At 70.7% G+C, this 25,626-nt stretch carries 23 protein-coding genes and 3 pseudogenes; 9 read left to right on the plus strand and 17 right to left on the minus strand.

Annotated elements, in window-relative coordinates:
• Positions 1–8 precede the first annotated feature (8 nt).
• Both AB0M27_RS22265 and AB0M27_RS22270 read right to left on the minus strand, forming a co-directional pair.
• A complete protein-coding gene (locus tag AB0M27_RS22265; RefSeq protein WP_365723597.1) occupies positions 9–1,409 on the minus strand; it encodes an FAD-binding oxidoreductase in 1,401 nt (466 codons plus the stop codon).
• A 76-nt stretch (positions 1,410–1,485) separates the two neighbouring features.
• Positions 1,486–2,568, minus strand: a complete 1,083-nt coding sequence (locus AB0M27_RS22270; RefSeq protein WP_365723598.1) for a methyltransferase domain-containing protein — start codon at positions 2,566–2,568, stop codon at positions 1,486–1,488.
• Positions 2,569–2,707: 139 nt separating this feature from the next.
• Between AB0M27_RS22270 and AB0M27_RS22275 the strand changes: the two genes are divergently transcribed.
• The gene (locus tag AB0M27_RS22275) at positions 2,708–3,088 is read left to right on the plus strand and encodes a hypothetical protein (protein WP_365723599.1); all 381 of its coding nucleotides are present in this window, start codon (positions 2,708–2,710) and stop codon (positions 3,086–3,088) included.
• Positions 3,089–3,157: 69 nt separating this feature from the next.
• Here AB0M27_RS22275 and AB0M27_RS22280 read toward each other — a convergent pair whose 3' ends face one another.
• From AB0M27_RS22280 to AB0M27_RS22295, 4 genes and pseudogenes are all read right to left on the minus strand, one after another.
• Positions 3,158–5,905 carry an alkaline phosphatase family protein gene (locus AB0M27_RS22280; protein WP_365723600.1) on the minus strand — a complete coding sequence of 916 codons (2,748 nt, stop codon included), beginning with the start codon at positions 5,903–5,905 and terminating at the stop codon, positions 3,158–3,160.
• A gap of 6 nt (positions 5,906–5,911) precedes the next feature.
• On the minus strand, positions 5,912–7,276 hold the full coding sequence (locus tag AB0M27_RS22285) for an ABC transporter permease (protein ID WP_365723601.1): 1,365 nt from the start codon (positions 7,274–7,276) through the stop codon (positions 5,912–5,914).
• Between the two features lie 161 nt (positions 7,277–7,437).
• Positions 7,438–8,361, minus strand: a pseudogene (locus tag AB0M27_RS22290) (ABC transporter ATP-binding protein); the annotation flags it as partial.
• Positions 8,362–8,537: 176 nt separating this feature from the next.
• Positions 8,538–9,518, minus strand: a complete 981-nt coding sequence (locus AB0M27_RS22295; RefSeq protein ID WP_365723602.1) for an asparaginase — start codon at positions 9,516–9,518, stop codon at positions 8,538–8,540.
• A gap of 241 nt (positions 9,519–9,759) precedes the next feature.
• On the opposite strand from AB0M27_RS22295, the gene AB0M27_RS22300 reads away from it, so the two are divergent.
• The 3 genes from AB0M27_RS22300 to AB0M27_RS22310 all read left to right on the plus strand — a co-directional run bounded on the left by AB0M27_RS22300 (position 9,760) and on the right by AB0M27_RS22310 (position 12,640).
• On the plus strand, positions 9,760–10,986 hold the full coding sequence (locus tag AB0M27_RS22300; RefSeq protein ID WP_365723603.1) for a glycoside hydrolase family 88 protein: 1,227 nt from the start codon (positions 9,760–9,762) through the stop codon (positions 10,984–10,986).
• Between the two features lie 54 nt (positions 10,987–11,040).
• Positions 11,041–11,520: a diadenosine tetraphosphate hydrolase gene (locus AB0M27_RS22305; RefSeq protein ID WP_365723604.1), complete on the plus strand. Its 480-nt coding sequence runs from the start codon at positions 11,041–11,043 to the stop codon at positions 11,518–11,520.
• Between the two features lie 211 nt (positions 11,521–11,731).
• Positions 11,732–12,640, plus strand: coding sequence for a hypothetical protein (locus AB0M27_RS22310; RefSeq protein ID WP_365723605.1), 909 nt, complete (start codon positions 11,732–11,734; stop codon positions 12,638–12,640).
• Between the two features lie 57 nt (positions 12,641–12,697).
• On the opposite strand, the gene AB0M27_RS22315 is transcribed toward AB0M27_RS22310, so the two are convergent.
• Complete coding sequence (locus AB0M27_RS22315) at positions 12,698–13,261, minus strand: hypothetical protein (protein ID WP_365723606.1); 564 nt, start codon at positions 13,259–13,261, stop codon at positions 12,698–12,700.
• A 107-nt stretch (positions 13,262–13,368) separates the two neighbouring features.
• Here AB0M27_RS22315 and AB0M27_RS22320 point away from each other — a divergent pair.
• Positions 13,369–13,939: pseudogene (locus AB0M27_RS22320) on the plus strand (M15 family metallopeptidase); the annotation flags it as partial.
• Between the two features lie 152 nt (positions 13,940–14,091).
• Here the strand turns inward: AB0M27_RS22320 and AB0M27_RS22325 are convergent.
• The 4 genes from AB0M27_RS22325 to AB0M27_RS22340 all read right to left on the minus strand — a co-directional run bounded on the left by AB0M27_RS22325 (position 14,092) and on the right by AB0M27_RS22340 (position 17,607).
• Positions 14,092–14,631 (minus strand): GNAT family N-acetyltransferase, encoded by a 540-nt coding sequence (locus tag AB0M27_RS22325; RefSeq protein ID WP_365723607.1) that lies wholly within the window; start codon positions 14,629–14,631, stop codon positions 14,092–14,094.
• Positions 14,632–14,853: 222 nt separating this feature from the next.
• Positions 14,854–15,267 (minus strand): hypothetical protein, encoded by a 414-nt coding sequence (locus tag AB0M27_RS22330; protein WP_365723608.1) that lies wholly within the window; start codon positions 15,265–15,267, stop codon positions 14,854–14,856.
• A complete protein-coding gene (locus AB0M27_RS22335; protein ID WP_365723609.1) occupies positions 15,264–16,022 on the minus strand; it encodes a hypothetical protein in 759 nt (252 codons plus the stop codon). Before AB0M27_RS22335 ends, AB0M27_RS22330 begins: the two co-directional genes overlap by 4 nt.
• A 43-nt stretch (positions 16,023–16,065) precedes the next feature.
• On the minus strand, positions 16,066–17,607 hold the full coding sequence (locus tag AB0M27_RS22340) for a site-specific integrase (RefSeq protein WP_365723610.1): 1,542 nt from the start codon (positions 17,605–17,607) through the stop codon (positions 16,066–16,068).
• Positions 17,608–17,650: 43 nt separating this feature from the next.
• Between AB0M27_RS22340 and AB0M27_RS22345 the strand changes: the two are divergent.
• A pseudogene (locus AB0M27_RS22345) lies at positions 17,651–17,740 on the plus strand (dipeptidase); the annotation flags it as partial.
• A 56-nt stretch (positions 17,741–17,796) separates the two neighbouring features.
• Positions 17,797–18,837, plus strand: coding sequence for an alpha/beta hydrolase (locus AB0M27_RS22350; protein WP_365723611.1), 1,041 nt, complete (start codon positions 17,797–17,799; stop codon positions 18,835–18,837).
• Here the strand turns inward: AB0M27_RS22350 and AB0M27_RS22355 are convergent.
• The 6 genes from AB0M27_RS22355 to AB0M27_RS22380 all read right to left on the minus strand — a co-directional run bounded on the left by AB0M27_RS22355 (position 18,809) and on the right by AB0M27_RS22380 (position 23,738).
• Positions 18,809–19,261, minus strand: a complete 453-nt coding sequence (locus AB0M27_RS22355) for a hypothetical protein (RefSeq protein WP_365723612.1) — start codon at positions 19,259–19,261, stop codon at positions 18,809–18,811. The genes AB0M27_RS22350 and AB0M27_RS22355 overlap by 29 nt on opposite strands.
• A 69-nt stretch (positions 19,262–19,330) precedes the next feature.
• Positions 19,331–20,269, minus strand: coding sequence for an FUSC family protein (locus tag AB0M27_RS22360; protein WP_365723614.1), 939 nt, complete (start codon positions 20,267–20,269; stop codon positions 19,331–19,333).
• A 3-nt stretch (positions 20,270–20,272) separates the two neighbouring features.
• Positions 20,273–21,424 carry a hypothetical protein gene (locus tag AB0M27_RS22365; RefSeq protein WP_365723615.1) on the minus strand — a complete coding sequence of 384 codons (1,152 nt, stop codon included), beginning with the start codon at positions 21,422–21,424 and terminating at the stop codon, positions 20,273–20,275.
• A gap of 63 nt (positions 21,425–21,487) precedes the next feature.
• Positions 21,488–22,345 carry a biotin-dependent carboxyltransferase family protein gene (locus AB0M27_RS22370; RefSeq protein ID WP_365723616.1) on the minus strand — a complete coding sequence of 286 codons (858 nt, stop codon included), beginning with the start codon at positions 22,343–22,345 and terminating at the stop codon, positions 21,488–21,490.
• The gene (locus AB0M27_RS22375) at positions 22,342–22,989 is read right to left on the minus strand and encodes an allophanate hydrolase subunit 1 (RefSeq protein WP_365723617.1); all 648 of its coding nucleotides are present in this window, start codon (positions 22,987–22,989) and stop codon (positions 22,342–22,344) included. The genes AB0M27_RS22370 and AB0M27_RS22375 overlap by 4 nt, the downstream gene beginning before the upstream one ends.
• Complete coding sequence (locus tag AB0M27_RS22380) at positions 22,986–23,738, minus strand: 5-oxoprolinase subunit PxpA (RefSeq protein WP_365723618.1); 753 nt, start codon at positions 23,736–23,738, stop codon at positions 22,986–22,988. Before AB0M27_RS22380 ends, AB0M27_RS22375 begins: the two co-directional genes overlap by 4 nt.
• Before the next feature lie 166 nt (positions 23,739–23,904).
• Here AB0M27_RS22380 and AB0M27_RS22385 point away from each other — a divergent pair, with 166 nt between their 5' ends.
• Both AB0M27_RS22385 and AB0M27_RS22390 read left to right on the plus strand, forming a co-directional pair.
• On the plus strand, positions 23,905–24,624 hold the full coding sequence (locus tag AB0M27_RS22385; protein WP_365723619.1) for a DUF969 domain-containing protein: 720 nt from the start codon (positions 23,905–23,907) through the stop codon (positions 24,622–24,624).
• Complete coding sequence (locus tag AB0M27_RS22390; protein WP_365723620.1) at positions 24,621–25,595, plus strand: DUF979 domain-containing protein; 975 nt, start codon at positions 24,621–24,623, stop codon at positions 25,593–25,595. The genes AB0M27_RS22385 and AB0M27_RS22390 overlap by 4 nt, the downstream gene beginning before the upstream one ends.
• Positions 25,596–25,626: the final 31 nt, after the last annotated feature.

The raw sequence follows: 25,626 nt of genomic DNA on the forward strand, positions 1-25,626 counted from the left end.
CGCGCCCGTCAGTCCGGGGCCGGTGGGATGTTCTGGTTGGCGTGGAACAGGTTGTCCGGGTCGTAGGCGCGCTTGACCGCGGCCAGGCGGTCGTAGTGGCCGCGGTAGGTGGTGCGGACCCGTTCCTGACTCTCCCCGGGGCCGATGAAGTTGACGTAGGAGCCGCCCATGGAGTGCGGGTGCAGGTCGGTCCAGTAGTCGACGCACCACTGCCGGATCGCCTCGGCGTTGGCGGGGTCCGGGTCGATGCCGGCGACGATGCCCGACCAGACGGCGTCCCGGTAGGCCCAGGCCGTGCCGTCCGCGTCATCGACCTGGTGGGCCGCCCCGTCCACCGGGTACAGGTGCATGGTCGACAGGCCGGTCGGAATGTTCTGGCCGTACTTGTGGTGAACGTCGATCGCGGCGTCGGAGATGGTCTCGAAGAAGTCGCCGCGCCAGTACCACTGCAGTCCCTCGGGAAGCAGCCCGTCGAACATGGTCTGCAAGGCGGGGTAGGGCATCGGGGCGGCGAAGTGGAAGGCCGGCGGCGCCGGCTCGTTCACCACGGCGAACGTCTCCGCCAGGTGCTCGTCGGAGAGGTCCCCCGTGTAGCACCAGATCACACCGCACATCTTCTGGCCATGAACCGGCTCGGGGAAGGGCGGGCCGGGCGGTACGACGAGGAGGACGAAGAACCCGTAGAGCTCGTCCGGCGCGGCCGGCAGGAACTCCCGGTACCAGCGCAGCACTTCGGGCGTGCGGTCGACCGGCCACACCGTCACGGCGACCCCGACCGTGGACGCCGGGTGCAGCTCGAAGGTGAACGACGACACCACGCCGAAGTTGCCGCCGCCACCGCGCAGCGCCCAGAACAGGTCCGGGTGGCTGTCCGCCGACGCGGTGACATAGCTGCCGTCGGCGAGGACGACGTCGGCCGACAACAGGCTGTCGATCGTCAGGCCGTACCTGCGGGTGAGATAACCGTGGCCGCCGCCCAGGGTGAGACCGCCGACGCCCGTGGTCGACACGATCCCGGCCGGCACGGCGCGCCCGAAGGCGTGTGTCGCATGGTCGAGGTCACCGAGTTGGCTGCCTCCGCCCACCTGGACGGTGTCCGTCTCCGGGTCCACCCTGACCCAGCGTATCGGCGTGAGGTCGAGGACGAGTCCGTCGTCGACCAGGCACAGACCCGGGCCGCTGTGGCCGCCGCCGCGCACGGCGAGCTCCACTCCGGTGTCCCGGGCGAAGGAGATCACCGCCTGCACGTCGGCCACGTCCACGCACTGGGCGAAGGCGGCCGGCCGCCGGTCGATCATGGCGTTGTAGATGCTGCGGGCCGCGTCGTAGCCGGGGTCCTGCGGTGTGATCAGGGATCCCCGCAGTGCCTCGCGCAGAACGCCGGCAGCCGTTTCGTCGATGGTGCTCATGGCCGAGTGCCTTCTCCGAGGTACGAGTCCTGTAGACCGTGCGGACAGCTTCGGTGCCGGGGCACCAGTGGGCTGCTCAGCGCTTGGTCGCCACGTAATAGACGTTGATCGGGTCACCCTCCACGGACTTGACGTCTATGGTCCCGAACCCCGCCTCCCCGAGCATCCGCACGGCCGTCTCCTGGCCCCACGCCGTGCCCAGACCGGCACCGCCCGTGCTGAGCGAGGTCGTCATGCAGTAGAAGACAGAGAAGCCGTAGAGCGCGGGGGCGAAGGGACGGCCGATGTTCTGCTCCAGCCTGCTGGAGGCGGCGATGTCACCCATGAGGAACGTGCCCGCGGGGCGCAGGGCGCGGGCGATCGCCTCGAGGGTCTCGGCCGGCCGGGCCAGGTCGTGGATGACGTCGAAGGCGGTGATGAGGTCGTATTCGCTGGTGATCCGGGTCGCATCGGCGACGGCGTAGTCCAGGTTGTGCAGACCGGCGACGGCTGCCTCGGCCCGGGCGGTCGCGATGGCGGTTTCCGACTGGTCCAGGCCGTGGAAGCGGCTCGCGGGAAACGCCTTCGCCAGCACGAGCGGGGCGTGGCCCTGCCCCGTGCCCACGTCGAGAACCTCGATGCCGGCCCGGAGCCGCTCGGGCAGCCCCGGCACCAGCGGCACGATCACATCCACCAGCGCGAGGTCGTAGACCCGGGCGGTCTCCTCGGCCCGCAGGGCCTGGAAGCGGGGATACGCCGAGTACGGCACTCCGCCGCCCCTGCGGAAGCACCGCACGACCTGTTGCTCGACCTCGCCCATGAGCGCGACGTACGGCATCATGGCCGCCACGTTGTCCGGGCCCGCCGCCTTGGTCAGCGATGCGGCGTGCTCCGCCGGCAACACGTACGTGTCCCGCGCCGGGTCGTACTCGACGAGTCCGCCGACGACCATGCCGCCCAGCCACTCCCGCACATACCGTTCGTCGAGATCCGCCGCCTCGGCTATGCCGGCGCTGGACGACGGGGGCAGGCCGGCCAGGGTGTCGAACAGGCCGCACTGGTGGCCGACGCTGGTGAGCAGGGCCAGTGCCGCCTTGTTGAGGACGTCTACCATCTCGGCGGCGAACGCTTCCTGCCTGGCGGGATCCGGTGGTGCCTGCCGCTCCTGGGAAACCGACATGTCTCCTCCCTCGCCGGTGAGCTGCGGCGGGCTTCACCGGGAGTGCGGTGAGACACGGCCGGCGAAACCACCCATTTGCCAGGCTATGCCCGAATGAGATCTCCGCACCTCACGAAGGCGGAACGCCTGCCGCGTCGACGTGCAGCAGGCATTCGGGCCGCACACCGCCCAGGAGCCGGCGGAGACGATCCGCGGAAGCGATGTGCGGCTGGTCCTCTGCGGCCACTTCCACCTCCAGCTGCTCGGCCGTCTGGACCAGGCCACCGTCTGGGTCACGCCCGGCGTCGTCAGCCGTGTCGACCTGACCGCCCGCCCCGGCACCGACCGCGCCGTGCACGGCCCCTCCGCGTCCCTCGTCCGGCTCGGCACGCCGCACGGCCCTCTCGTTCACACCCTGCACGCCCGGGACCCTCGCGTGGGCGCGACCGTCTACGAAGCCGACGTGGACGAGATGCGCGAGGTCATCGAGAGGCTCGGGCCGGCTCGGGAGCCGGTGCGGGGTTCCTCGCGCGGGGCGTGACGCGCCGGAACGCCGAGGACCCCTGGCAGGCGCGCAGCCGGCCAGGGGTCCTCGACGAATCAGCCTGCGTCAGCCGTCGGACTCCGACGACGGGATGTAGGCTCCGGGCACGTCGTTCGGTGCGTAGATCTTCTTCTCACCGGGGTACGGCGTGCTCCAGTTGTGCGTCTGATACCACGTGAAGTGGTTCATCTGCGCGGGGTTGGCGAAGTCGGGCACGGCGTGCGACCCGGTCAGCCGCTGCTTCGACTTCCAGCTGTCCCACTCGGCGGCGAGCTTCTGCATGTCCGCCGGGACCTTGGCCGCCGGGACGGCCGCCGCCTTCGGGTCCTGCGCCGCCGGGGTGTCGACGCCACAGGAGGGCGGGGTCTTCAGGCCGTCGGTCAGCGAGGTCCGGTTGGGCACCGCCTTGAACGGCGTGTAGTCCGGGCGCTGGGTGAACGCCCCGCGCATCGGGCTCGCCGCACTGTCCTTCTGGTTCATCGGGTGGATCCCGAGGATCTGCTCGATGGTGCGGATCATCGTGATCTGGGAGTAGTAGTGGCTGTCTACGGTGCCGTGCTGGGCCCAGGGGCTGATGACCTGGATCGGGGCACGGTGGCCGTCGACGTGGTCGAGGCCTGCCTGGGAGTCGTCCTCGACGACGAAGATCGCCGAGTCCTTCCAGTACTTGCTGTGCGAGATCTCGTCGACCATCTTGCCGACCGCGAGGTCGTTGTCCGCCACCTGAGCCGCCGGGCTCGCCGGACCACCGGTGTGGTCGTTGGAGAGCCAGAACATGTTCAGGTTCGCGGGACCGTTCTTCTCGAAGTCCTGCTTCCAGATCTGGTACTTGTAGACGTCCGGGACGTCGAGGTCGAACATCGGGAAGCCGGGCACCGACACGGAGTTGAGCGACGGGATCGCCGAGCCCGTCTGTATCGGGTAGGCAGTCGGCTGGCCGGTCGCGTCCATGTTCTTGGCGTCGCAGTACAGGTTCTGCCAGGTCGCGCCGGACGGCTTGCTCTCGACCGACTGGAACTCACCGAAGTCCCGCACGGTCTTCCCGGCCGCCTGCGCGCCGCTCCAGATGAAGCCGGACTTCTGGTGGCCGAGCGCGTCGTTCTCGGTGTCGTAGCTGCGCTGGTACTCACCGGCCGAGGACTCGGTGTACTCCGGGTCGTCGGCCTGCATCAGCCAGTTGTGGCCCTCGGCGGAGTTCGTGCCGACGTCGTACGTGTTGTCGTACAGGCCGAACTGCTTGGCCAGCGCGTGCTGGTTCGGCGTCACGTTCTCGCCGAACTGCGTCACCGACGGGTCGCCGTTGCCCTGCGGCATGTCACCGAAGACCTGGTCGTAGGTCCGGTTCTCCTTGACGATCATGAAGACGTGCTTGATCGTCGAGGGGTCGCCGAGCCGGGCGGGGACCGCCACCGGCCGCATCGTGCCGCCGCCCTTGGCCATCGAGACCGAACCGGGGGTCCAGCCGTTCTGCTGGAAGACCTTGGCCGTCTCGGACCGGATGACGCTGTCGTCCGGCAGAGTGAAGCGCTGCAGGCTGGACGTCGTGTCGTGGGTGCCGTGCCCGGCGGGGTTGTTCGGGCGGCGGGCGTCGATACCACGGGTGTTGGAGACCAGCACCTGGTTCCCGACGGTCGTGATCTCCGCGGGGAAGTAGTCCGTCGGGAGCAGGCCGACGTAACTCACCGGCTCCAGCGGGCTCTTGAACCGGTAGACGGCGACCGCGTTGGCACGGCCGAGGGTCACCAGCAGGCGGCCGTCGTCGGTGAGCGTCACCGCGTTGGGCTCGTAGCCGACCGACGCCTCCGGCCACGGCTGGGTGTCGATGGTCTGCACGACCTTGTTCTTGTCGGTGTCGATGACCGACACGTTGTTGCTGGCCGTGTTGGTGACGAACAGCGCCTTGCCCTTGGCGTACAGGGCGGTCGGGTGCAGACCGACGTCGATGCTCGACGGGTCCGCGGCCGGGTTCGCCAGGTCGATGACGCTGACGGTGCCGGTGGTGGTGGCACCGGTCTTCGGGTCGGCCGGCACCTGGGTGCCATACGAGTTGATGGTGGTGTCGCCGGCCTTGGCCGGACGGCCGCCCTCGTTGCTGATGTAGAGCTTGTCGCCGACCTGGACCATGTCACGCGGCGCGTTGCCCACGTTCCAGCTCTGCTTGACGGCGCCGGTCGCCGCGTCGATGGCGACCACCCGGTTCTGGCCGTTGACCGCGGAGTACACGGTGGAGCCGTCGGCGGAGAACACCGCCTCGCCGACCAGGGCGTGCTTGGCCCCGTCCGCCGGGATCTTGATGGAGGTCGGGTTGGCGACCGTGCCGTCCGGGTTGACCGTGAACTTCGTGTAGCCGTCGGTTTGGCCCAGCCACAGCTGCTTGCCGTCGGGCGAGTACGTGGGGCCCTCCTGGCCCACGGAGTTGCTGCTCAGACGCGGGGTCGACGAGGCGGCGGTGCCGACGACCTGCTGCACCTTCCAGTTCTTCACGTCGACGATGGCCAGCGCGCTCCCACCGTCGGTGACCGAGGCCGCGATGTGGGTGCCGTCCGGGCTGGGCGAGGACGACATGATCTTGCCGTTGTTGATGACCAGGCGGTCGCCGTACGGCGCGATGTACTGGTCGCTGGAGATCACCTGGCCGCGGTCGGTCGTCTGGCCGACCTGGTCGGTGCCGAACTGGTGGGTCTGGGCGTAACCGACGCCGGCGGTGACGGCCAGGACCACCGCGGTGGCGCCTGCCGTGAGGGCGCTGCGGCGCCCGATTCGTCTACCGCGAAACTCCGTCTCCACAGGCCTGCGATGGCGTGTTACCTGCATGGAGAGTCATCCCTTCGTGGTGCTGAGAAGTTCGACGTTGCCGTCGAACTGCCAAAGTGGGTTCGGTGCGTCGCCGGTCTGGGTCCGCACCAGGAAGTAGCCGTTCACTTCCTTCGGTCCGTCGCCGTCGGCGACGAACCGCCCGTCTGAGGTGACGTCGAGTTGGTAGATGGCCGTCCCGGTGGCCTCGACGCCCGGAAGGTGCCAGGACACGACGCAGCGCCAGTCGTTGCCGGGTCCCTCGGCGGCGACCCTGACGCTGCCCTTGTCACACGTCGCCGTGGCCTTCAGCTGCGCTTCGGTGACGTCGGGACGGTTGAGCTGCTTGGTCTGCGTGCGATAGAGGTGGGCGAACTCCGTGGCGAGGGAGCGCTGCACCTTGTCCTGAGAGATCCCGGAGCCCGTGGCCCCGGTCGCCGTGGCGACGACCGCGACGCTCGCGCCGGCCAGTCCGACGAGCGGCAGAAGACCGACGGCGAGCGCGCGGCGCCCCGAGCCGTCGGCGGTGAGATTCGTGAAGTCTCGCCGCAGGAACAGCAGGTACGCCAACGTTGTCGCGATCAGGGCCCACACCAGGCTGACCACGACGCCGATCAGCAGCGGGCCGAGCTGTGCCGGGCTGGTGAACAGGCCGTTCCAGGCGATGAAGGCGTAGCCGGGCAGGGCGATGCGCACAAAGACCGGGAGCGGGAGCGTCTGGGCGAGTTGCATCGCGAGCGCGACGACCGCGGGCAGCAGCAGCCCCATCGGGGACCGCCCCAGCACGACGGAACCGAGGAGTCCGATCGCGGCGAGGGCCAGGGTCGGGGCGAGTGCGCACACCCAGGCCAGGGCGACCTGGCCGGCCGCGTCCGATGGCGTCAGCTGGTGGCCGTCGAGGCCGACCAGCGGCCGGTTGCCGACGGTCACGAGGCCACCGACCGCGCTGGAGCAGGCCAGCCCGGCCACGAGCAGCAGGATGACGGTGAGGCTGGCCAGCGCCTTCGCCGCGAAGATCCGCCGGGGCGACCGGACCGCCACCAGCAGGTGCCGCCAGGTGCCGAGCCGGTCCTCGGAGGCGAACACGTCACCGGCGACCACCGAGGTCAGCAGCGGCAGCGCCCAGGTGCCCGCGAAACCGAGCATCACCAGTGGTCCGGCCCACCCCGTGGCGAGCATCCAGCGACCGAAGAGGGTGTCGGAGGGGAGTGTGCTCTGCTGGCTCACCGCCGCGACGAAGAGCGCCGGGGCGATCCAGCAGGCGAGCACCAGCAGGCGGATCCGCCATTGCGAGACCAGCTTGACCAGTTCGAAGCGGTAGCCGCGGGCCACCGAGACGCGGCCGGCGCCGGTGGACCGGTCGGGGGCGAGGGCGGTCGCGGTGGCGGTCATCGGCCGGCCTCCTGCTGCTCGGCGTGGGTGTCCTGCGGCTGGGCGCCGGCTTCTTGTTGCTGCTCGGCGCCGGCTTCCTGCTGTTCGATGACGGACTCCGGCCGGCTCTTGCCGGACTCGGGCTGCTCGGCGAGGCCTTCCGTCCCTTCCCCACCGGCCCCCTGATGTTCGGTCAGGGCGAGGAACGCGGCCTCCAACGGGGAGAGCACAGGGGCGAGTTCACGCGGGGCGATGCCCGACCGCACGAGCCGCACCACGAGTTCGTCGAGGGCCGGCACCTGGGCGCGTACGACGAGCACCTCGTCGCTGCCGGGACGTCCGTCGTCGACGAGGTGGATCCCGGGCGTGTCGGCAGCGAGCCGGCGGGCGGTCCGCGGATCGGAGGCGATCAGCCGGTAGTCGAGTTCACGGTGCTCGGCGGCCAGTTTGCGCAACGGACCGGAGAAGACGACGCGTCCGGTGGCGAGGATGGTGACCTCGGAGCACAGTGCCTCGAGGTCGTCCATGCGGTGGCTCGACAGCACGACGCTGGTTCCCTCCGCCGCGAGCCGGGAGAGGACGCCGTGGACGTGCTTCTTGCCGGCCGGGTCGAGTCCGTTGGACGGCTCGTCCAGCACGAGCAGCCGGGGCTTGGTGAGCAAGGCGGCGGCCAGCCCGAGCCGTTGCCGCATGCCCAGGGAGAAGCCGCGGATCCGGTCGTCGGCGACGTCGGTGAGTCCGACTTGGTCGATGACGTCGCCTATGCCCGCCGTGCGCGCGTCCTGGCCGCGCAGAGCGGCGAGCGCGGCGAGGTTCTGCCTGGCGGTGAGCGACGGGTAGAGGCCAGGACCGTCCACGAACCCGGCGACACCGTCCGGAGCGGCGAACGTCCTGCCCACCGGCGTACCGAGGATCTCCAGACTGCCGCTGTCGGCCACGGCCAGCCCGAGCAGGAGTCCGAGGAGTGTCGTCTTGCCGGCGCCGTTAGGGCCGACCAGTCCGTGGATCTGTCCCTGCGCGACGTCGAGGTCGATGCCGTCGAGTGCGACGACATCTCCGAAACACTTGACGATCCCGCGAGCCCGGATCGCGAGGAGTGAGTCCATGAGCCCCTTCTTTCGAAAGCCTCATGGACCCTAGGGAGGGCACACCGTACGCACAGGAATCGCCAGTTAAACGCTCAAGGAACGGAAGCCGACAGCCGTACGCCGCGTCCACAGCCGCAAGATCGCGCCAGCGCCCTTGCCGTCCAGCTCGGCTGACGTTCCGTCAGTGACGCGTGTCAGAACACCGCCCGCACCTCCCCCACCTCCTCACCCCGACCCAGCACCGGCATACGACCGATGCGGACCACGACCGGCGCCTTGACCCCCGTCAGGCGCAACGCACGGGCCAGAACGGGGCCGAGGGCCCGGACTCCACCGTCCTCGATCTTGAGGGCCAGGGCGCGGCCGTCGGGCAGGGCGAGGGCCTGTACGGCTTCCGCGCCCACCTTCGACAGGACGCCCGGCATCTCCTTCATGAGCCAGGTGTCGTGGCGGTGGGTGCCGGCGACGTACTCGGGGTGGGCGCGCATGGCGTCGGCGACCCGCCGTTCGGGGGTGCCGGGTGCGGCGAGGACGAAGGACCGGAAGGCACGGGCGAGGCCGGTCAGGCTGATCGCCATCAGCGGCGCCCCGCAGCCGTCCACGCCGACAGCGGCCACCGGTTCACCGGCCGCCTCCTCCACGACCGTGCGGATGAGGCGCTGAAGCGGATGGTCCGGGTCGAGGTAGGACTCCTGCGGCCAGCCCCGGAGCGCGGCGGCGGCCAGCATCGCCGTGTGTTTGCCGGAGCAGTTCATGGCCACGCGGTCGCGCCGGCCGCCGGCCGCCAGATAGGCCTCCTGCTCCTCCTGGTCCAGCGGGAGGGCGGGCGGGCACTGAAGGTGTTCCGGGGTCAGCCCGTGCTCGTCGAGCATCGCTCGCACCAGGTCGCGGTGGAACGGCTCGCCGGAGTGGCTCGCGGCGGCCAGGGCGAGCCGCTCTCCCCGGAGGTCGAGGCCGGCCCGCAGCATGCCCGCCGCCTGCATCGGCTTGTTGGAGGATCGCGGAAAGACGGGGGACGTCACATCGCCGATCGCCCACTCCACTGAGCCGTCCGCGGCCAGGAGCACCACGCTGCCCCGGTGCCGTCCTTCGACGAATCCGGAGCGGACGACCTCGGCGAGGACCGGGGCACTCGGCGCGCTCGCGACGGGAGTGGTGATGGCGGGCTGGGACATCGGCGGTCACCTTCCGGATGGGAATCGGGTTCGCCCCGCCCGGCCGTCCCCGGGATCTCCGGATACGCCGGCCGGATGAGCGGGTCGCTCCGCACCGTACCCGCGCCGGAGTTGCGCACCGCGGGCAGGCTCCACACCAATTCACATACATGAATCTCGCCCAAGTGGGTGTACGTGAAGACCGCTGCCGTGCCAGACTCCCTCAACACCCCTGCCACATTGCCTACTTGGAGGCCCGTCCATGAGCGTTTCCCGGCGCACCGTGCTCGCCGTGGCAGCCGGAGCCACGGCAACCGCCGTCTCACCCGCCGACGCCGCGAGGGTGTCCGGGGAGCAGAGCCCGGCCTCGGCTGCGCGGGCGCTCCGCGCGGCGGCCGACTACGCGGTGGGGAAACTGCACACCGTCGCGCCCGGCGTGACCGGCTTTCCCGTCGGCACGAAGTTCGAGAAGTGGACCTACTCCCAGAACGGTGACTGGGTCGGCGGGTTCTGGCCGGGGACGCTGTGGATGGCGTATCTCCACAGTGGAGACGACGTGTTCCGCACGCTGGCGCTCGACTCCGCCCGCAAACTCGCTCCGCGCCGGCACGACACCACCACCCACGACCTCGGCTTCCTCTTCTACCCGTCCTGGGTCACCGCCTGGCGACTGACCGGCGACGACAGTTGGCGCACGGGCGCGATCGAGGCGGCCGAGTCGCTCATCCAGCGCTACAACCCACGCGGCCGCTTCATCCGGGCCTGGGGAGCACTGAACGACCCGAACAACGCGGGCCGGGTCATCATGGACACGATCATGAACCTCGACCTGCTGGCCTTTGCCGGCCGGCAGACGGGCGACGGCAAATACCTCGACATCGCCGTGGAGCACGCCAAGACGGCACAACGGGTCTTTCCCCGCCCGGATGGCTCCACCCCCCACGTTTACGACTTCGACCCCGAAACCGGCGCCCCGATCGGCCCGAACACCGTCCAGGGCTACAGCCCGGCCTCCTGCTGGTCCCGCGGGCAGGCCTGGGGCATCTACGGGTTCACCACGATGTACCGCCGGACCGGAGATCAGGAGTTTCTTTCCACGGCACGCAGACTCGCCGACTTCGCCGTGGGAGCGCTGAGTCCGGATCACGTTCCGGTGTGGGACTACAAGGCACCGCAAGCGCCGTACGACATCAAGGACGCCTCGGCCGGTGCGGTCATGGCATGCGGACTGCTCGACCTGTCCGCCGCGGCCGACCGGCGCGACTACCGGCAGATCGCCCTGCGGATCCTCACCGCGCTGTCGGAGTCGTGCCTGACGAAGAACTCCGCCCGCGCGGAGGCGATAGTCGCCCGCTGCACCCGCAACCGGCCGGCCGAGGACGGAATCGAGGTCTCCCTCCCCTACGCCGACTACTACCTGCTCGAAGGCATCCTGCGCGTGCTCCAGCCGCAGGACGTCGACCGGGCCATCGACCTGTCGACAGTCTGAAGCGATCGCGCGGGTCACACCCTTGCTCGTGCGGGCAGGCCATAGGTTGGGGCCATGAGTGACGACTGGCGCATGGACCGGATCGGAGCTGCTCTGCGGGGTGAGAACCCGACCGTGCTACGGCGGCTTCGGGCGGGGTTCGCGGTGATCGGCGACGTGCAGTTCCTGCCGGGCTACTCGGTCCTCCTGGTGGACGAGCCGGGCGTTCAGCGGCTGTCCGACCTGCCGAGGGCCAAGCGGCTGGCGTTCCTGTCCGACATGGACCGGCTCGGAGAGGCCGTGGAACGGGCCTGCCGGCGGCTGGATCCCGCCTTCCGCAGGGTGAACCTGGAGATCCTCGGCAACACGGACCCGTTCCTGCATGCGCACGTCTGGCCCCGGTTCGCGTGGGAGTCGCCCGAGGTGGTGGGGAAGCCCGTGTGGCTGTATCCGCCGGACCGGTGGCGGGACGCGCGGTTCCGTCTCGGTCCGCAGCACGACGCGCTGCGGGATGCGATCGGCAGTGAGCTGGACCTGCCGGCGTCCATGTCCTGACCGTGGGCGGGCACGCGCCGGTGAGTCCGAGGCCGGCCCTATCGCGGGCCTGGAGAGAGGTAATCCGGTGGTCGGTGCCGTTGCACCCGTACCTGCCTCGTCACCGGGCTGTGTTACGCCCCTGTGACACCGAACTGACAGTTCCAAGATCAGGCCCTGCCAAACTCGGCTTCACCGAATGACCTGACCTGTGCATTCTGGGGGAAATCGCATGACCACCCGCACCCGCACCATGGCGGCCGCCATCGCCGTGGCCGCAGCCGTCACCGGCACGGCGCTGCTGGGCGTCTCCGGCGCCGCGTCGGCCGCCGCCGGCACCTCGCACGGCACCCTGACCATCAGCAACGGCACCAAGTACGTGCTGATCAACGGTCACAAAGTGAACTTCGGAGTACCGGTGCGGGACCTCGCCTGGTCCCCGGACGGCGCCAAGGCGGCCTTCGTCGACGGCTCCGGCAACCTGGACATCGCCAACCCCGACGGCAGCGGGCGTGTGGTCGTGGCCAAGAATCCCGGCAACCAGAACTGGTCCCACCCGACCTGGCAGGTGACCGCGAGGGACACCCGGTACAACATCCCCGCCAAGGACAACCTCATCTTCGCGGCGCGCACGGGCGGTGTGTCCCGGCTGAAGTACGTCTCCGCCAAGGCCGTCCACGGCACGCCCAAGACCTTGTCCCTGAACGCCGACCCGGGTCCGGGCGGGGCGCTGCCGCAGACCGGCAACGTCTGGCCGAACGCGGCCGGACACTACGGCACCTCGGTCTACGCCAACGTCGGCAACGGCGCCGTGTACATCCGTGACGACTACCTGCGCCAGCAGGGCGGCAAGCTCACCCAGGGCTCCCAGCCGGCGCTGTCCCCGAACGAGGAGGAGGTCGTCTTCGTGCGCTCGGTCGCCGGTCACGACCACGTGCTCGTCGAGGACTTCATGCACGGCAACCACATCAAGGACCTCACGCCGCACGCCACGACCGACTACACCGAGCCGGCCTGGTCCCCCGACGGCAAGACCCTCGCGGCGCGCACCCCGTCCGGCACGGTGACCCTGCCGGCCGACGGCTCGGGTCATCCGGTCAAGGTCACCTCGACGGCCGGCCTGGCGGCGTACCGCCCCTGACGTCGTACAAGTCGTACATGGTGACGGGCCGGGCGCGTCCGGGGCGCGGAGTGCGGGTCACTTCGCGGTCCGGGCGAGCTCGGCCCGCAGTTCGTCCAGGTGTGCGTCGGCGGTGTCGTGCGGCAGGAACTCGACGACGTCGAGGAACCGGAAGAGCACCCGGCTGCCGGTGACGGCGTACTCGTACTCGGCGAACCCCACCACCGCGCCCATCGCGCCCCGGACGGCGCCCCGCACCACATGGGAGGTCATGTCGTCCGGCTCCGCCGCCGACATGTCGCGCCGGGCGTTGGGCCGGGCGAGATAGGGGCACACCATCGAGGCGTACAGCATGCAGGCACGGTGGCCCGGTCCTTCGAGGGTCGGCGCTAGATTGCGATAGGGCCGTCCGGCGGCCAGTGCCTCCCCGATCGCCGCGCTCTCCGCGGGTCCCACCACACGCCACACCGGTCCCTGCGGCATGCCCTGGTCGCACACCGAGCACAGACGCTTGCGCGCACATGCGGCGCTGCGTTCGTAGTCGGTCAGCGCGAACTGCGGCTCCTCCCCCTCCCAGGGGGTGATCGCAGGCACCGGATACCCACGGGCGTCACGGGGCCGTGCCTCGACCGCGGCCGGCATGGGAACACTCTGGAATCGCACAGGCCATGACTACCAGGGCCAACGGCTTTCGGCCAAGGCCGCACAGCCGGCCACCTGTCGCAGGGGAGATCGGCAAGGATCAGTGCATGAACGAGATCGTACTCATGTCGGATCCAAGGGTCGCGGCCGTCCCCGTGACCGACTGCGGTGAACCGCTCGCCGACGTCCGGCTGCGGGACTCCCTCGCCGTGGACGCGCGCAGGGCCGAACCGTCGGGGGCCTTCGCGCATCTGCGGGAAGGGGTGCTGATCCGTCTCCTCAGGGCCCAGCAACTGCTCCCGGACGGCCTGCGTCTGCTGTTCGTCGAGGGGTACCGGCCGCCCGCGCTGCAGCGGCAGTACTTCGAGCAGTACTCCGGCACGCTGCGGGCCGCGCACCCGCACTGGCCGGCAGAGCGGGTGCGCGAGGCCGCGAGCCGGTATGTGTCGCCGCCGGAGATCGCGCCGCACAGCGCCGGTGCCGCGGTGGACCTCACGCTCGCCGACGCCGAGGGCCGGGAATTCGACATGGGGACGCGGGTGAAACGCCAGCCCGGAGGAGAGCGACGGCGCTTGTTACACGGACGCCGCCACGATCGGCCCCCAAGCGCGGGCCAACCGGCGTGTACTCGGTACGGCGCTCAGTGCCGTAGGCCTGGTCAACTACCCGACCGAATGGTGTTCCCAGTCAAGTTCTTATGTCCAGACTTGAGGCCTCAGTAGGCGGCGCCCGGTCGTCTTCGCCTGGTGAGAAGTTCACGAATTTCAACAGCGCCAAGTTCGGTGCCGGTAGGGCTGTCGAGTTGCGGATCCGCGCTGTAGATCACGAACTCAATGGGACTGAGTGATCGGGGACCGCACGCCGAGCCACTGTTCGGCGTCCCAGGCATGGAACCGCTCTACCTCGGTGAACCCCAGCTTTGCCGCGAGGCGCATCGAGCCGACGTTGGCGGTCTGGGTGTGGAGCACCACCGGCTCGCCGGGAAGGACGCCGTCGAACCAGTCGAGTGCCGCCGCGCACGCCTCGGCGGCATACCCGAATCCCCACGCTCGAGGCAGGAACATGTAGCCGAGATCGACCTTCCCCGCGGCAGCCGGGCGACTATGCTCCGGTGCTCGCCTGAGCAGGATCTGGCCGATCATCGCTCCGTCGAGATCAACGACGAAGCTCCCGGGCCACCGCTCGGGTATCCCGGGCATCTCGCGCTCAAGCTCGTCACGCGGGCGGGGGCCGCCGAGGTAGGTGTGCACCTCCGGCGAGGCAAGCAGCTCGATGAACGCCGCACGGTCCCGGGCCTCGGGCTCACGAAGCACGAGCCTCTCGGTCCTGATCGGGGCAGGTGGCCAGGCGACAGGTCCAAGATCAGTCATGTCGCCAGCTAATCAACAGGCCCGGCAGCGATCAAGACTCGCCGACCGATCAAGCCACCGGCCCCGGGCCCCTCACCAACGCAGCCTGGCCCGACCAGCCACGTCTGCCAGGGGCGGGATACCTCCCGCTCTCGTGAACATCGGCTTCGGCATGATGGTGCCCCGAAGGGAGAGTGGGTACCGCTGTGGATGGCCATCCGGCAGGCAGATTAGGGCAGGTGGTCACCCGCCCGTCGTATGGAGGGGAACGACATTGTCCAGCACCTCTTCCGGGGGCTTCCCTGCCCCCCTGCCTTGATGGGTGAGGACGGCGTTCGCGAGTGCGAGTTGAGTGACTTGGTGCCGGAGCGCCGTGATTTCGGCCTTCTGCGCGGCAACGGTTTCCTTCAGGTCGGACACGGTCTTGCGGAGTCGCTTTTCCGATTCCGGGGGTTGCTTCGTCTCGGTGCGGACGCGTTCGTAGAACTCGGCCTTCAGGTCCGCATGGCGCTTCTGGAGGGCCATGCGGTGAACACCGGCTTCGGCCGCGAGAGCGACGACGGTCAGTGCGCCGTCGGAGACTGTGGGCTGGCCGGTGAGTAGCCGGTCCATGGCGGCACGGATGCGTGTCCGCTCGTCGGTGGATTGCTCGGTCACGACAGGTCCTCGGCGGATTGGGCGGTGGAGTGGTGAGTGTCGGCGGTGGCGCGGTATTGCTCGGCGGCGATGCGGAGGCGCCTGGCCGGCGGCTGAGGGGAGAGGGCCGCGAGTTTGTCGATGCGGTCGGTCGCTTCCAGCAGTTCGGTCGCGTGGCTGTCAAGGCGGACGGCGTTCCCGCAGCCGGGGCGGCAGTCGAACTGGTTCGGGGCGGTTGCGTCGGGGCCTGGTTCGCAGAGCGCGTTGTCGCGCTTGAAGACGCAGATCAGCGAAGCGTCCGGGTTGTCGAAGAGGACCAGGCCGTCGCGGGCCAGGTAGTCGGCGGCCTGTTTGGCGAACTTCTGGGTGACGGTACGGCCCTCGAATCGTGGCGCCTGGACGGCGGCGGTGAGGGCTCGTCGGGCGGAGGGCCCGGAAATCTTCTCGCCGGCGGCGAGGCAGTCCCGCAGCCGTGCGGCGGTGTCGGCAGCGGCCAGGGCGGTCTCGACGTCGAGGACGCTGTGGATGCCGCGGCGGCTTCGGCTGCCGTAGCCGCTGGAGGTACGGGCGTCGAGGACGGTGCGCATGTGGCCGTACTGGATCGCGAGCGCGACGAGTCCGCCAGGTCTGCGGGCGATGTGCCACGCCAGGGTCCGGCGGAACCGCCCGAGCCCGATGGCGCCGTGAGGGTCCTGGGGGACGCCTTGGCCCTGCAACCCATGGGATTCGGTCTCCCGGTTGATCCAGGCGATGAAGTCCTCGATCCGCCGGTTCATGCTAAGTCGGTCGACGGCAGGACCGCCCGACGCCCGCGGCGGCTCATCGGCCGGCCACCGGCAGCCGGTCGACGATGACGTCGATGTCCTGGATCCCGGCCGACTCCTTCGCGAGCCGCGCGAATACACCGTCGATGTCCTCGACCTCGCGGTCGGGCCCGTCGGCCTCGGCCGTCGCCAGGATCGACTCGAGCTGCAGGTGCGCGACGGGAGCCAGGTAATGACGCTTGGTCGTCTCGACGTTCGAGTGCCCGAGGAGGGTCTTGACCAGCCACCAGGGATCACCGAACAGCATCGAGAAATCCCGGCGGTCCTGCGCGGTCAATCCGAAGCGGGCTTCCATCAGCTGGTTCAGCACGATGAGCATGTACAGCGCGAAGGAGTGACGCGTGGAGTGCGGGGTCGCGTACGGAGTCCGGCCCCGGACTTCTGCGGCTCGGAGGTTCCGGCCCACTTCCCGCTCGGCGGGGGTCAACAGAACCTCTTCGCAGCGCAGGTTCGCCGTGGTGAACACCGTGTTCCAACGGTCGGGAAGCATCGGCAAGCCCTGCTCGGTCAGCCACAGCCACGCAGGTTCCGGCCCCTCCGGGCCTTCGAGGAACAGCCACTGCCGTTCCCGCCAGCCCAGATGGGTCAAGTACTGATGGCCCTCGACACCATTTCGGTCCACCCAGAAGACTCTCGGTGCCCGGCCGCGGGTCACCTTCGTGACCAGGCGCATCTGCGCAACCCGCTCGTAGCGGCCCATCTGCTGAGCGCGCTTCACCGCCCAAGCCCGCTCCGACTGCACATAGGTTTCGACCTGCCGCAGGGCATCCAGCGAGGTGTAGAAGGTACGGCCGTTCTTCGATCGGGTCACCGCCCCGGCGAGCTGGCCGTGCTGGTAGCGCCCGTGCTGCAACCGCTGAGCGGGCAGCTCGAACGTCAAAAGCGACCCGCCTTCCTGTCGCCGAAGCCCCGAGCTCAAGATGAACTGCACAAACGAGGTGTTACGGGCCTCGGTCCGCGCATCCCATCCCCAACTCGGCACCCCGTCGCGGCCGTGACCGCGCAGCCCGACGTCCGACCACAAGCCCCACGTACGCGGTGTCAGCCACGACACCCGGGCACTGTCCGAGTCAGCCGCGCGGTCCTCCCGCCCGGACGCGTCCACCGGCCGCGGGCTCACCCGCGCCCACTTGAACAGGCGGGTGAAGGCGGCGGCCTCACGGTTCCATTTCGACCCGCCGATCCGCTCGGGATTCTGTGGAGCATCACAGCGCCAAGTCCTGTAGTTCAGCAGGTCCTGCTCGGAGGCCCGGCGCCAGTCGATCCCGCGCGAAGACAGGAAGGTCAGGAGGATCCGAATGTCCGTGGCGTAGTTCCGCTTCGTCTCCCGTGCAAGGAAGCGGAAGTGCTTCGAGAGAACGAACTGCAACAGGTCGGAGTCAATGGTGAAATCTGGAGCGATGAAGACAGGATCACCCGGCATCAAGCCGATCCGCTCGACCGCCCTCGGTAGGTCCTCGACCCCCAGCACTCCCGCTTCAGGAAGCGTCCCCCACCGGCCCGGGTCGGGCACCCACACCACATGCCACTCACTCACACTCGTCCCTTCCCTGATGCTTGAACACATTCAATCATCAGGGAAATGGTGGCATTGGTCCTACGGCGACCGTTACTGGGCGCTGTCCACCGAAGCCGGGAGTGCGCTGTACGGGCCACGGGAACTCGGATGAGCCGTGATGCGGCCCGCCCCGATGGCCCATGCCCGGCGTGCGATGGACTGGGCCGCATGGACGTCGCTGATGACATGCCCTGCGCACCCAGCCCTGTCTCGACGGCTGGGGACGCACCCCCGCTCGACCCCGAACTGGCCATCGCGCTGGGGGGTTTGGGGCGTGATGTGACGGAGCCGTTCACCCCGGAGAACCTGGCGGCCCGGCAGGAGCGGGATGCCGCCGGGCGTCCCAGGCCGACGACGGCGGATCTCCGGGCCGACGGCCGCTTCGAGGTGGAGGAACTGCGGGTGCCGGGGCCGCCGGGCGAGCCGGACGTCACGCTGGTGAGCGCACGGCCCTCGGGGATCGCCGCACCCCTGCCCCTGCTGTACTACATGCACGGCGGCGGAATGATCACGGGCAATGCATGGTCCGTGCTGCCGCGGCTCCTTCGTGAGTGGGCCGCCACCCTGGAGTTGGCCGTCGTCTCCGTCGAGTACCGGCTGGCACCCGAGGCGCGGTATCCCGCCGCGGCGGAGGACTGTTACGCGGGGCTGGTCTGGGTGGCCGCGCACGCGGCGGCACTGGGCATCGACGCCGGCCGTGTCGTCGTCGGGGGGAAGAGCGCCGGCGGCGGACTCGCCGCGGCGCTCGCCCTGCTCACCCGTGACCGCGGCGGCCCCGGCCCGGTCGGGCAACTGCTCCTGTGCCCGATGCTCGACGACCGCAACGACACGTTCTCCAGCCATCAGATGTCCGGCATCGACACCTGGGACCGGACCTCCAACGCGACCGCGTGGCAGGCGGTGCTGGGCGACCGGTACGGTGCCACGGACCTGCCGCCCTACGCGGCTCCCGCCCGCGCGACCGATCTCTCCGAGCTGCCCCCGGCCTACATCGAGGTCGGGTCGGCCGAGACCTTGCGGGACGAGGCCATGGCCTACGCGCAGGCGATGTGGCGGGCCGGAGGCCAGGCCGAACTGCACGTCTGGCCCGGCGCCTGCCACGGATTCGACACCTTCGCACCACGGGCGGCGCTCAGCCAGGACGCCCGCGAGGCCCGTACCCGCTGGCTGCGGCGTGTTCTCACGCAGACGCGACGAGCCCGTAGGTGACCAGGCCGTAGACGAGGTGCGGGATCGCGTCCGAGGTCCAGTCGGTGGGTGACCATGTGCGCGGGTCGCTGATGTCCAGGCCGGCCATGGGCGCGTCGGCCAGCGTCATCGCCAGGGCTCCGGTCAGCACGGCGCCCAGCCAGGCCTGCGACCGCAGACCGGCGCGGTGGAGGAGTGACACCAGGGCGCCCGTGCCGACTCCGACGGCGATGCCCGACAGCGCCCCCAGTCCGGAGAGCCGGTTGTCCCGTCCCTCCCCGTCGGGGACCGGGTGTCCCGCCTTGGTGGTGATCTTCTCCACGACGACCTCGGGAATGCTGCTCGAAGGCCGACCGCGCAGCGCCATGTCCAGGTAGCTCACGGCGTTCAACGCGGTGGTGCCGGCTGCCCCGGCGGCACAGCCACGCGCGATGGTTCGGAACATGTCGCTCCGGGTCCCCCGCCGTGACGTGGACCAAACGACGCCGCCCTCGGCCGGATCCGGCGGGCGCGGTCACCGCGCGGGTGCGCCTGGTCCGGGTTCCGCGCTGCCATGTGCGATCCGTGTCAGGTCGGTCATCAGCGAGTCGAGCCACGACACCGTCGCGTAGTACTGGCGCGGTGCGCCGGGCGGCTCGGTCACGAACCCGACGAGCCCCGGATCGCTCAGTGGAATCGGCCCGGTCGGGGTGTCCGCTCCGGGATCCAGAGCCGCCGAGACCAGCAGCATCCGTCCGGTCACCTGGTCCCCCAGCCCGCTGACGGACGCGGCCGCCACGGAGCCGAGGCCGGTCAGCGGAGGCGCCAGCAGCCGTTCGGAGCCCCACAGGGTGTGGTGCCCGGCCATCAGCGTGGCCTGCCAGTCCACGGTGCGCGCGGCGGGCCGACGCGCCGCGCCGCCGAACGGTGTCGGCTCGCTCTGGAACTGCGCGTACGCGGACTCGGCGAGGACGACGGCGCTCTGCAACGACCGGCGTCCGGACGCCCCGGACGGTGCGGCCACCGCGGCGCCGCCCGCCACCGAGGCTGCGGTCGCCACCACGATCTCGGCGGCCCGGCGCAGGAGTTCCGCCGCCGCGTAGCGCAGCTCGTCATGGGCGCCGCGCGGCCAGGCCAGCAGTCCGAAGACGGCGCCGATCGCGCTGCCGACCAGCACGTCCAGCGCCCTGACCTCCGCCAGCCGCCAGGTCGGCGGGGTCAGCTGGGCGAACACCAGGGCCACGAGCACGGTGAACAGACCCTGTGCCCAGCCGATGCCCTTGACCGGCCCCACCGTGAAGGCGAACAGCATCCACGCCGGCAGGACGACGGCGTAGACGGTGGTGTCGGTCCCGGCCAGGGTCAGTGCCCCGGCGGTGACGAGGGTCCCGGCCAGGGTGCCCGCGAGCGCCAGACGGATGGTGTGCCAGGTCTCGTCCATGGTGGTCCGGGTGAGGGTGAGCGTCGCCAGCATGGCTCAGAAGCCATGGGGCAGGGTGTCCACCCCGGCCACGAGCCGGGCCGCGGTCAGCGCCAGGGCGATGCGGACCGCGTTCTGGAAGCACACCGACCGGCGCCCGGCGTGGCCGCGCAGCCGGTGCCACCACAGGATCGGCGCCCACGTCCCGGCGTACCAGAAGCGGCCTTGCGCGGTCTCCACCGCGGCATGCCGTCCGCGTACGGCGAGATCGGCCGCCTGATTCCCGGCGGGGGCCGGCCCCGCGGACAAGGCCGACAGGTGCGCGCGTGCCCTGACCAGGTCCTCGTACGGGGCGACCGGCGACGGCCCGGTCCCCAGGCAGTCCGCGGTCGCGGTGGCCAGCCGGGCGACGGCCTGCAATGCGGCGGTCACCTCGGGGCCCGGCCGCCCGCCCGGCGGCCCGGGGAGTTGCGCCAGGCGGCTGAGGAGGGTGCGCGTGGCCAGACCGGTGTGGGCCAGGGCGCGGTCGCGCAGGCCTGCCCCGGCCGGACGTTCCGCCTCCGGCACGGTCAGGGACCGCAGGGACCGACTGGACTCCCAGGCCGCCCGGATGTCGGGGTCGGTCAGGGCGTACGGCGGTGCGGCGAGGAGGGTCGCGTCGTGGGCGGCGGTGCGCACGGCGTGGGCGGCCCGTTCCCGGTACGACGGCGGGCCGGGCTCGGGCAGGATCAGCGCCTCGGCGACGATGAAGAGGACCAGTCCGGTGCTGGTTCCGATCAGGCGCTCGCCGAGCGTGCCGGGGGCGTACGGGGGGAACGACGGAAGGATGTAGAGGAGTTGCAGGCCTGGCGCCGCCCCTGCCGGGCGTGGACCGCCCACGGCGGCGAAGGCCAGCGCGAATCCGACCGCGAGCATGCCGACGACGGCGCTCCAGGTCCGTACGGACAGATACGTGCCGACGGCGACCAGCAGCCAGCACACCGGGAGCAAGCGGAGCACCGTCGCGGCCCGCTGCCGGCCGGTGCCCGGGATCTTGGCGAGTCCGCCCAGTGCCACGGCCGCGAACAGGGCATAGATGGCCGCCACGGGACGGTCGAGGCCGTAGCGGAAGAGGTAGAAACCGGCCGCGGCGACCAGCGTCACGCGTACCGCCCGGCGGCCCGAGACGGCGTAGTCCGCCCTGGTCCGACGGGCTGGGACACCATCCACCCCTACAGGATCACCCACCGCCGAAGGCCCGGCACGCCGCCGCCGGGTGCGGCGGAGGGCGGGTCACCCGAGGGTGAAGCGGACCGGCGTACCGGCCGCGGCCTGCGCGGCAGCCGCCAGGGCGGCCTCTGCGACGACGCCGATCACCGGGTAGCCGCCGGTGGTCGGATGATCGTGCAGGAACACCACAGGGCAGCCGTCCGGGGGCACCTGGACGGCGCCGAGGACCATGCCCTCGCTCGGCAGCTCACCGGTCGACACGCGCTCCAGCGCCGGTCCTTCGGTGCGCAGGCCGATCCGGTTGCTGTGCTGCGACACGCGGAACGTCGCCGAGGTGAGGGTGCGCAGCGCGCCGGCGGTGAACCAGTCGGCGCGTGGGCCGAGCCGCAGCGGCAGGGTCAGTTCGGTCGGCGGCGCCGGCCATGGGGCGCTGTCGGGGAGCGCCGGTTGCCGTGCGGGGGCGCCCAGCGGGAGGACGTCCCCGTCCCGCACAGGCGCCGGGCCGAGTCCGGAGAGCAGGTCCGTCGAACGGCTGCCGAGGACGGGCTCGACGGCGATGCCGCCGGCGACGGCGACGTACGAGCGCACGCCCGCGGTGACCCCGCCCACGTCGAGTACGGCGCCCGGGGGCACCCGTACGGGCACGCCCCAGGCCACCGGCCGACCGTCGACCGTCACCGGACAGGGCGCACCGCCGACCACGACCGTCACGCCGCGGTCGGGACGCAGGGCGCAGCCGGTCAGGGTCGTCTCCAGGACGGCGGCGCCGGGGGCGTTGCCGAGCAGCAGATTGGCCAGCCTCAGGGCGGCGGCGTCGAGGGCGCCGGAGCGGGGAACGCCCAGGTGGGCGTGGCCACGACGACCGCTGTCCTGGACTGTGGTGAGGGCACCGGAGCGCACGACGGTGAGCGTCACGGTCACGGCGTGCCTTCCTCTGCCACGAACCGCACCCGCGTCCCCGGCGCGAGCAGGGCCGGTTCCTCCCGGCCGAGATCCCACAGCGGTGTCGGGTCCGGCATGGTCCCGATGAGCTGCCAGCCGCCGGGGGTGGCGCGCGGGTACACCGCGCTGTAGGGGCCGGCGAGCGCGACCGCGCCGGCCGGGACCCGGGTGCGGGGTGTGTCGCGGCGCGGCACGTGCAGCTCCGCGGGCAGGCCCGTGAGGTAGCCGAAGCCGGGGGCGAAGCCACAGAAGGCGACGCGGAAGGTGCAGGAGGTGTGCCGGGCGGCGACCTCGTGCACGGCGACGCCCCACAGGGCGGCCACATGGGCCAGGTCGGGTCCGTCGTAGCGTACGGGGATCTCCACGACTCCCCTGTCGTCGGCGGCCCGGGTCGGCACGTCCCAGTGGGAGATGTGGCGGGCCAGTTCCTCCGGGTGTGTGACGCCGTCCAGGAGCACGGTCCGCGCGCCCGGCACGATTTCCGCGACGGGCGGCAGGGTGCCCGCCGCGCGCCGCCGCAGGAGTTCGGCGTGGAACGCTCCGGTGTGCTCGGCGTCCGGCAGCTCGACGAGCACCGCGTGCCGCCCGGCGAGGCGCACCTGCAGAGACCGGCTCTCCGTCATGCGAACGCCCCGACCTCGATCCCGGCCGCCTCCAGAGCCGCGCGCACCCGCGCCGCGATCCGGGCGGCGCCCGGGGTGTCGCCGTGGACGCACAGGGAGCGGGCGGTCACCACGACCGTCGTACCGTCCACGGCCTCGACCGCGCCGTCCACCGCGAACGCCAGGGCGCGCCGGACCACCACGTCCTCGTCGGTCACGACGGCGTTCGTCTCGCGCCGCGACACGAGCGTGCCCGCGGAGGTGTAGGCGCGGTCCGCGAACGCCTCCGGTACGGCGGTGAGACCCGCCTCCCCGGCCGCGGCGAGCAGCTCCGACCCCGGCAGGCCGAGCACCGACAGCGCGCCGCCGGCCAGTTTCACGCCCTCGACCACGGCCGCGGCCTGCTCGGCGTCGTGCACGGTGCGGTTGTAGAGCGCGCCGTGCGGCTTGACGTAGGCCACCTCGGCCCCGGCGGCCTGCGCGAAGACCCGCAGTGCCCCGATCTGGTACGCCGTCTCGGCCGCCAGTTCGTCGGCCGGTACGTCCATGGCCCGGCGGCCGAAGCCGGCCAGGTCCCGGTAGGACACCTGTGCCCCGATCCGGACGCCGCGTTCGGCGGCGAGGTCGCAGACGCGACGCATCACCGCGGGGTCGCCCGCGTGAAAGCTGCAGGCGACGTTGGCGCTGGTCACGACGGAGAGCAGGGCGTCGTCGTCGGTGAGGGTCCAGCGGCCGAAGCCTTCACCGAGGTCTGCGTTGAGGTCGATCACGGTCCGAAGCTAATCGATTGTTGAACGATCCGACAAGAGATGGATTTACTGAACGCCCCCTTGTTCGATCGTTGAACGATCCCCTAGGGTCCGTGCATCCCTCACGGATCCGGACCCCGGATCCGCGCCGCTCGGGCGTCCCGCTCGCTACCCCTAAGGCCACCGCATGATCGTTCTTCTCGGCGTCGTCGTGGTGATCCTCGGATTCGTCACGCGCCGCAATCCCGTCCTCGTGGTGGGCGTCGCCGGTATCGCCACCGGGCTGCTCGGAAAGATGAGCCCGACGGAGGTCCTCGCGGCCTTCGGCCGGTCCTTCGCCGACAGCCGCTCGGTCACCGTCTTCGCCATCGTCCTCCCCGTGATCGGCCTCCTGGAGCGCTACGGCCTGCGCGAACAGGCGCGCAGGCTCATCAGCCGGCTCGGCGGTCTCAGCGCCGGCCGGTTCCTCACCGTCTACCTGCTGGTCCGCCAGGTCACCGCGGCGTTCGGCCTGAACAGCATCGGCGGTCCCGCGCAGACGGTGCGGCCCCTCGTCGCGCCCATGGCCGAGGCCGCCGCCGAACGCTCGACCGGTTCCGCACTGTCCGAGCGCCTGCGGGAGAAGGTGCGCTCCTACGCCGCGTCCGCCGACACCGTGGGCCTCTTCTTCGGCGAGGACTGCTTCATCGCGATCGGCTCGATCCTCCTGATCACGGGCTTCGTCAACTCGACGTACCACCAGAACCTCGAAGCGACCCAGCTGGCCCTGTGGGCGATCCCGGTCGCCGTCTGCGCCTTCCTCGTCCACGGCGCCCGCCTGCTGCTCCTGGACAGGCAGCTGCACCGGGAGATGGCACTCGCCGCCGCCGATCACGAACTGCCGCTGCCGAAGGAGACGAACAAGTGATCAAGGTCGAATGGCTCTACTGGCTGGTCGGTCTCGTCTTCGTCGTCATGGCCGTGCAGATGGCCGCCGACCGCAGCAACCCCAAGCGGTGGACGTCCGCCGCCTTCTGGGGCCTGCTCGGGCTGACCTTCCCCTACGGCACCGGCGTCGCCAACGCCACCGCGAAGAACGGCGGCTGGACCCTGCCCGCCGAACCGCTCGGCGTCGCGGTCCTCGCCCTGATCGTGCTCGCCGGATTCAACTTCCTCGGCAAGGGCGTCCCGGTCACCAGCACCACCGAGGAGCGCGAGGCGTCCGCGGCCCGGCTCGGCAGCAGGATCTTCATCCCCGCCCTGACGATCCCGCTCGTCGCCATCGTCTGCGCCTCCCTGCTCGACACGTCCGGCCTGTTCGAGACCGGCAAGGCCACCCTCCTCGGGCTCGGCGTCGGCTGCCTCGTCGCCCTCGTCGTCGGCATGCTGGTCACCGGCGAGCGGAAGCTGTCCGTGCCGCTCCACTCCGGGCGTTCCATGCTGGAGGCGATGGGCTCCGCCCTGCTCCTGCCCCAGCTGCTCGCCGTACTCGGCTCGATCTTCGCGCTGGCCGGGGTCGGCACCCAGGTCGGCAAGATCGTGCACGACGTCCTGCCGGACAACTCCAAGTACCTCGCCGTGGTCGCGTACTGCGTCGGCATGTTCCTGTTCACCGTGATCATGGGCAACGCATTCGCCGCGTTCCCGGTGATGACCGCGGCGATCGGCTGGCCCGTCCTCATCCAGCAGATGCACGGCGATCCGCCGGCCGTCCTGGCGATCGGCATGCTGGCCGGCTTCTCCGGGACGCTGTGCACGCCGATGGCCGCCAATTTCAACATCGTCCCGGCGACCCTGCTCGAACTGAAGGACCAGTACGGCCCCATCAAGGCCCAGATCCCGACCGCCCTCCCGCTCCTGGTCTGCTCCACCGTGATCATGGCGCTCTTCGCGTTCTGAGCGCCACCTCCATCGCCTCCCGTGCAGGAAG

Source organism: Streptomyces sp. NPDC052107, assembly GCF_040680215.1.
In the GTDB taxonomy this organism is placed as follows: domain Bacteria; phylum Actinomycetota; class Actinomycetes; order Streptomycetales; family Streptomycetaceae; genus Streptomyces.

What these genes read in the sequence shown, in the direction of transcription:
- AB0M27_RS22265 (WP_365723597.1), bottom strand. Translation starts at nt 1,409, where the DNA reads ATGAGCACCATCGACGAAACGGCTGCCGGCGTTCTGCGCGAGGCACTG.
- AB0M27_RS22270 (WP_365723598.1), bottom strand. Translation starts at nt 2,568, where the DNA reads ATGTCGGTTTCCCAGGAGCGGCAGGCACCACCGGATCCCGCCAGGCAG.
- AB0M27_RS22280 (WP_365723600.1), bottom strand. Translation starts at nt 5,905, where the DNA reads ATGCAGGTAACACGCCATCGCAGGCCTGTGGAGACGGAGTTTCGCGGT.
- AB0M27_RS22285 (WP_365723601.1), bottom strand. Translation starts at nt 7,276, where the DNA reads ATGACCGCCACCGCGACCGCCCTCGCCCCCGACCGGTCCACCGGCGCC.
- AB0M27_RS22295 (WP_365723602.1), bottom strand. Translation starts at nt 9,518, where the DNA reads ATGTCCCAGCCCGCCATCACCACTCCCGTCGCGAGCGCGCCGAGTGCC.
- AB0M27_RS22300 (WP_365723603.1), top strand. Translation starts at nt 9,760, where the DNA reads ATGAGCGTTTCCCGGCGCACCGTGCTCGCCGTGGCAGCCGGAGCCACG.
- AB0M27_RS22305 (WP_365723604.1), top strand. Translation starts at nt 11,041, where the DNA reads ATGAGTGACGACTGGCGCATGGACCGGATCGGAGCTGCTCTGCGGGGT.
- AB0M27_RS22310 (WP_365723605.1), top strand. Translation starts at nt 11,732, where the DNA reads ATGACCACCCGCACCCGCACCATGGCGGCCGCCATCGCCGTGGCCGCA.
- AB0M27_RS22315 (WP_365723606.1), bottom strand. Translation starts at nt 13,261, where the DNA reads ATGCCGGCCGCGGTCGAGGCACGGCCCCGTGACGCCCGTGGGTATCCG.
- AB0M27_RS22325 (WP_365723607.1), bottom strand. Translation starts at nt 14,631, where the DNA reads ATGACTGATCTTGGACCTGTCGCCTGGCCACCTGCCCCGATCAGGACC.
- AB0M27_RS22335 (WP_365723609.1), bottom strand. Translation starts at nt 16,022, where the DNA reads ATGAACCGGCGGATCGAGGACTTCATCGCCTGGATCAACCGGGAGACC.
- AB0M27_RS22350 (WP_365723611.1), top strand. Translation starts at nt 17,797, where the DNA reads ATGGACGTCGCTGATGACATGCCCTGCGCACCCAGCCCTGTCTCGACG.
- AB0M27_RS22355 (WP_365723612.1), bottom strand. Translation starts at nt 19,261, where the DNA reads ATGTTCCGAACCATCGCGCGTGGCTGTGCCGCCGGGGCAGCCGGCACC.
- AB0M27_RS22360 (WP_365723614.1), bottom strand. Translation starts at nt 20,269, where the DNA reads ATGCTGGCGACGCTCACCCTCACCCGGACCACCATGGACGAGACCTGG.
- AB0M27_RS22375 (WP_365723617.1), bottom strand. Translation starts at nt 22,989, where the DNA reads ATGACGGAGAGCCGGTCTCTGCAGGTGCGCCTCGCCGGGCGGCACGCG.
- AB0M27_RS22385 (WP_365723619.1), top strand. Translation starts at nt 23,905, where the DNA reads ATGATCGTTCTTCTCGGCGTCGTCGTGGTGATCCTCGGATTCGTCACG.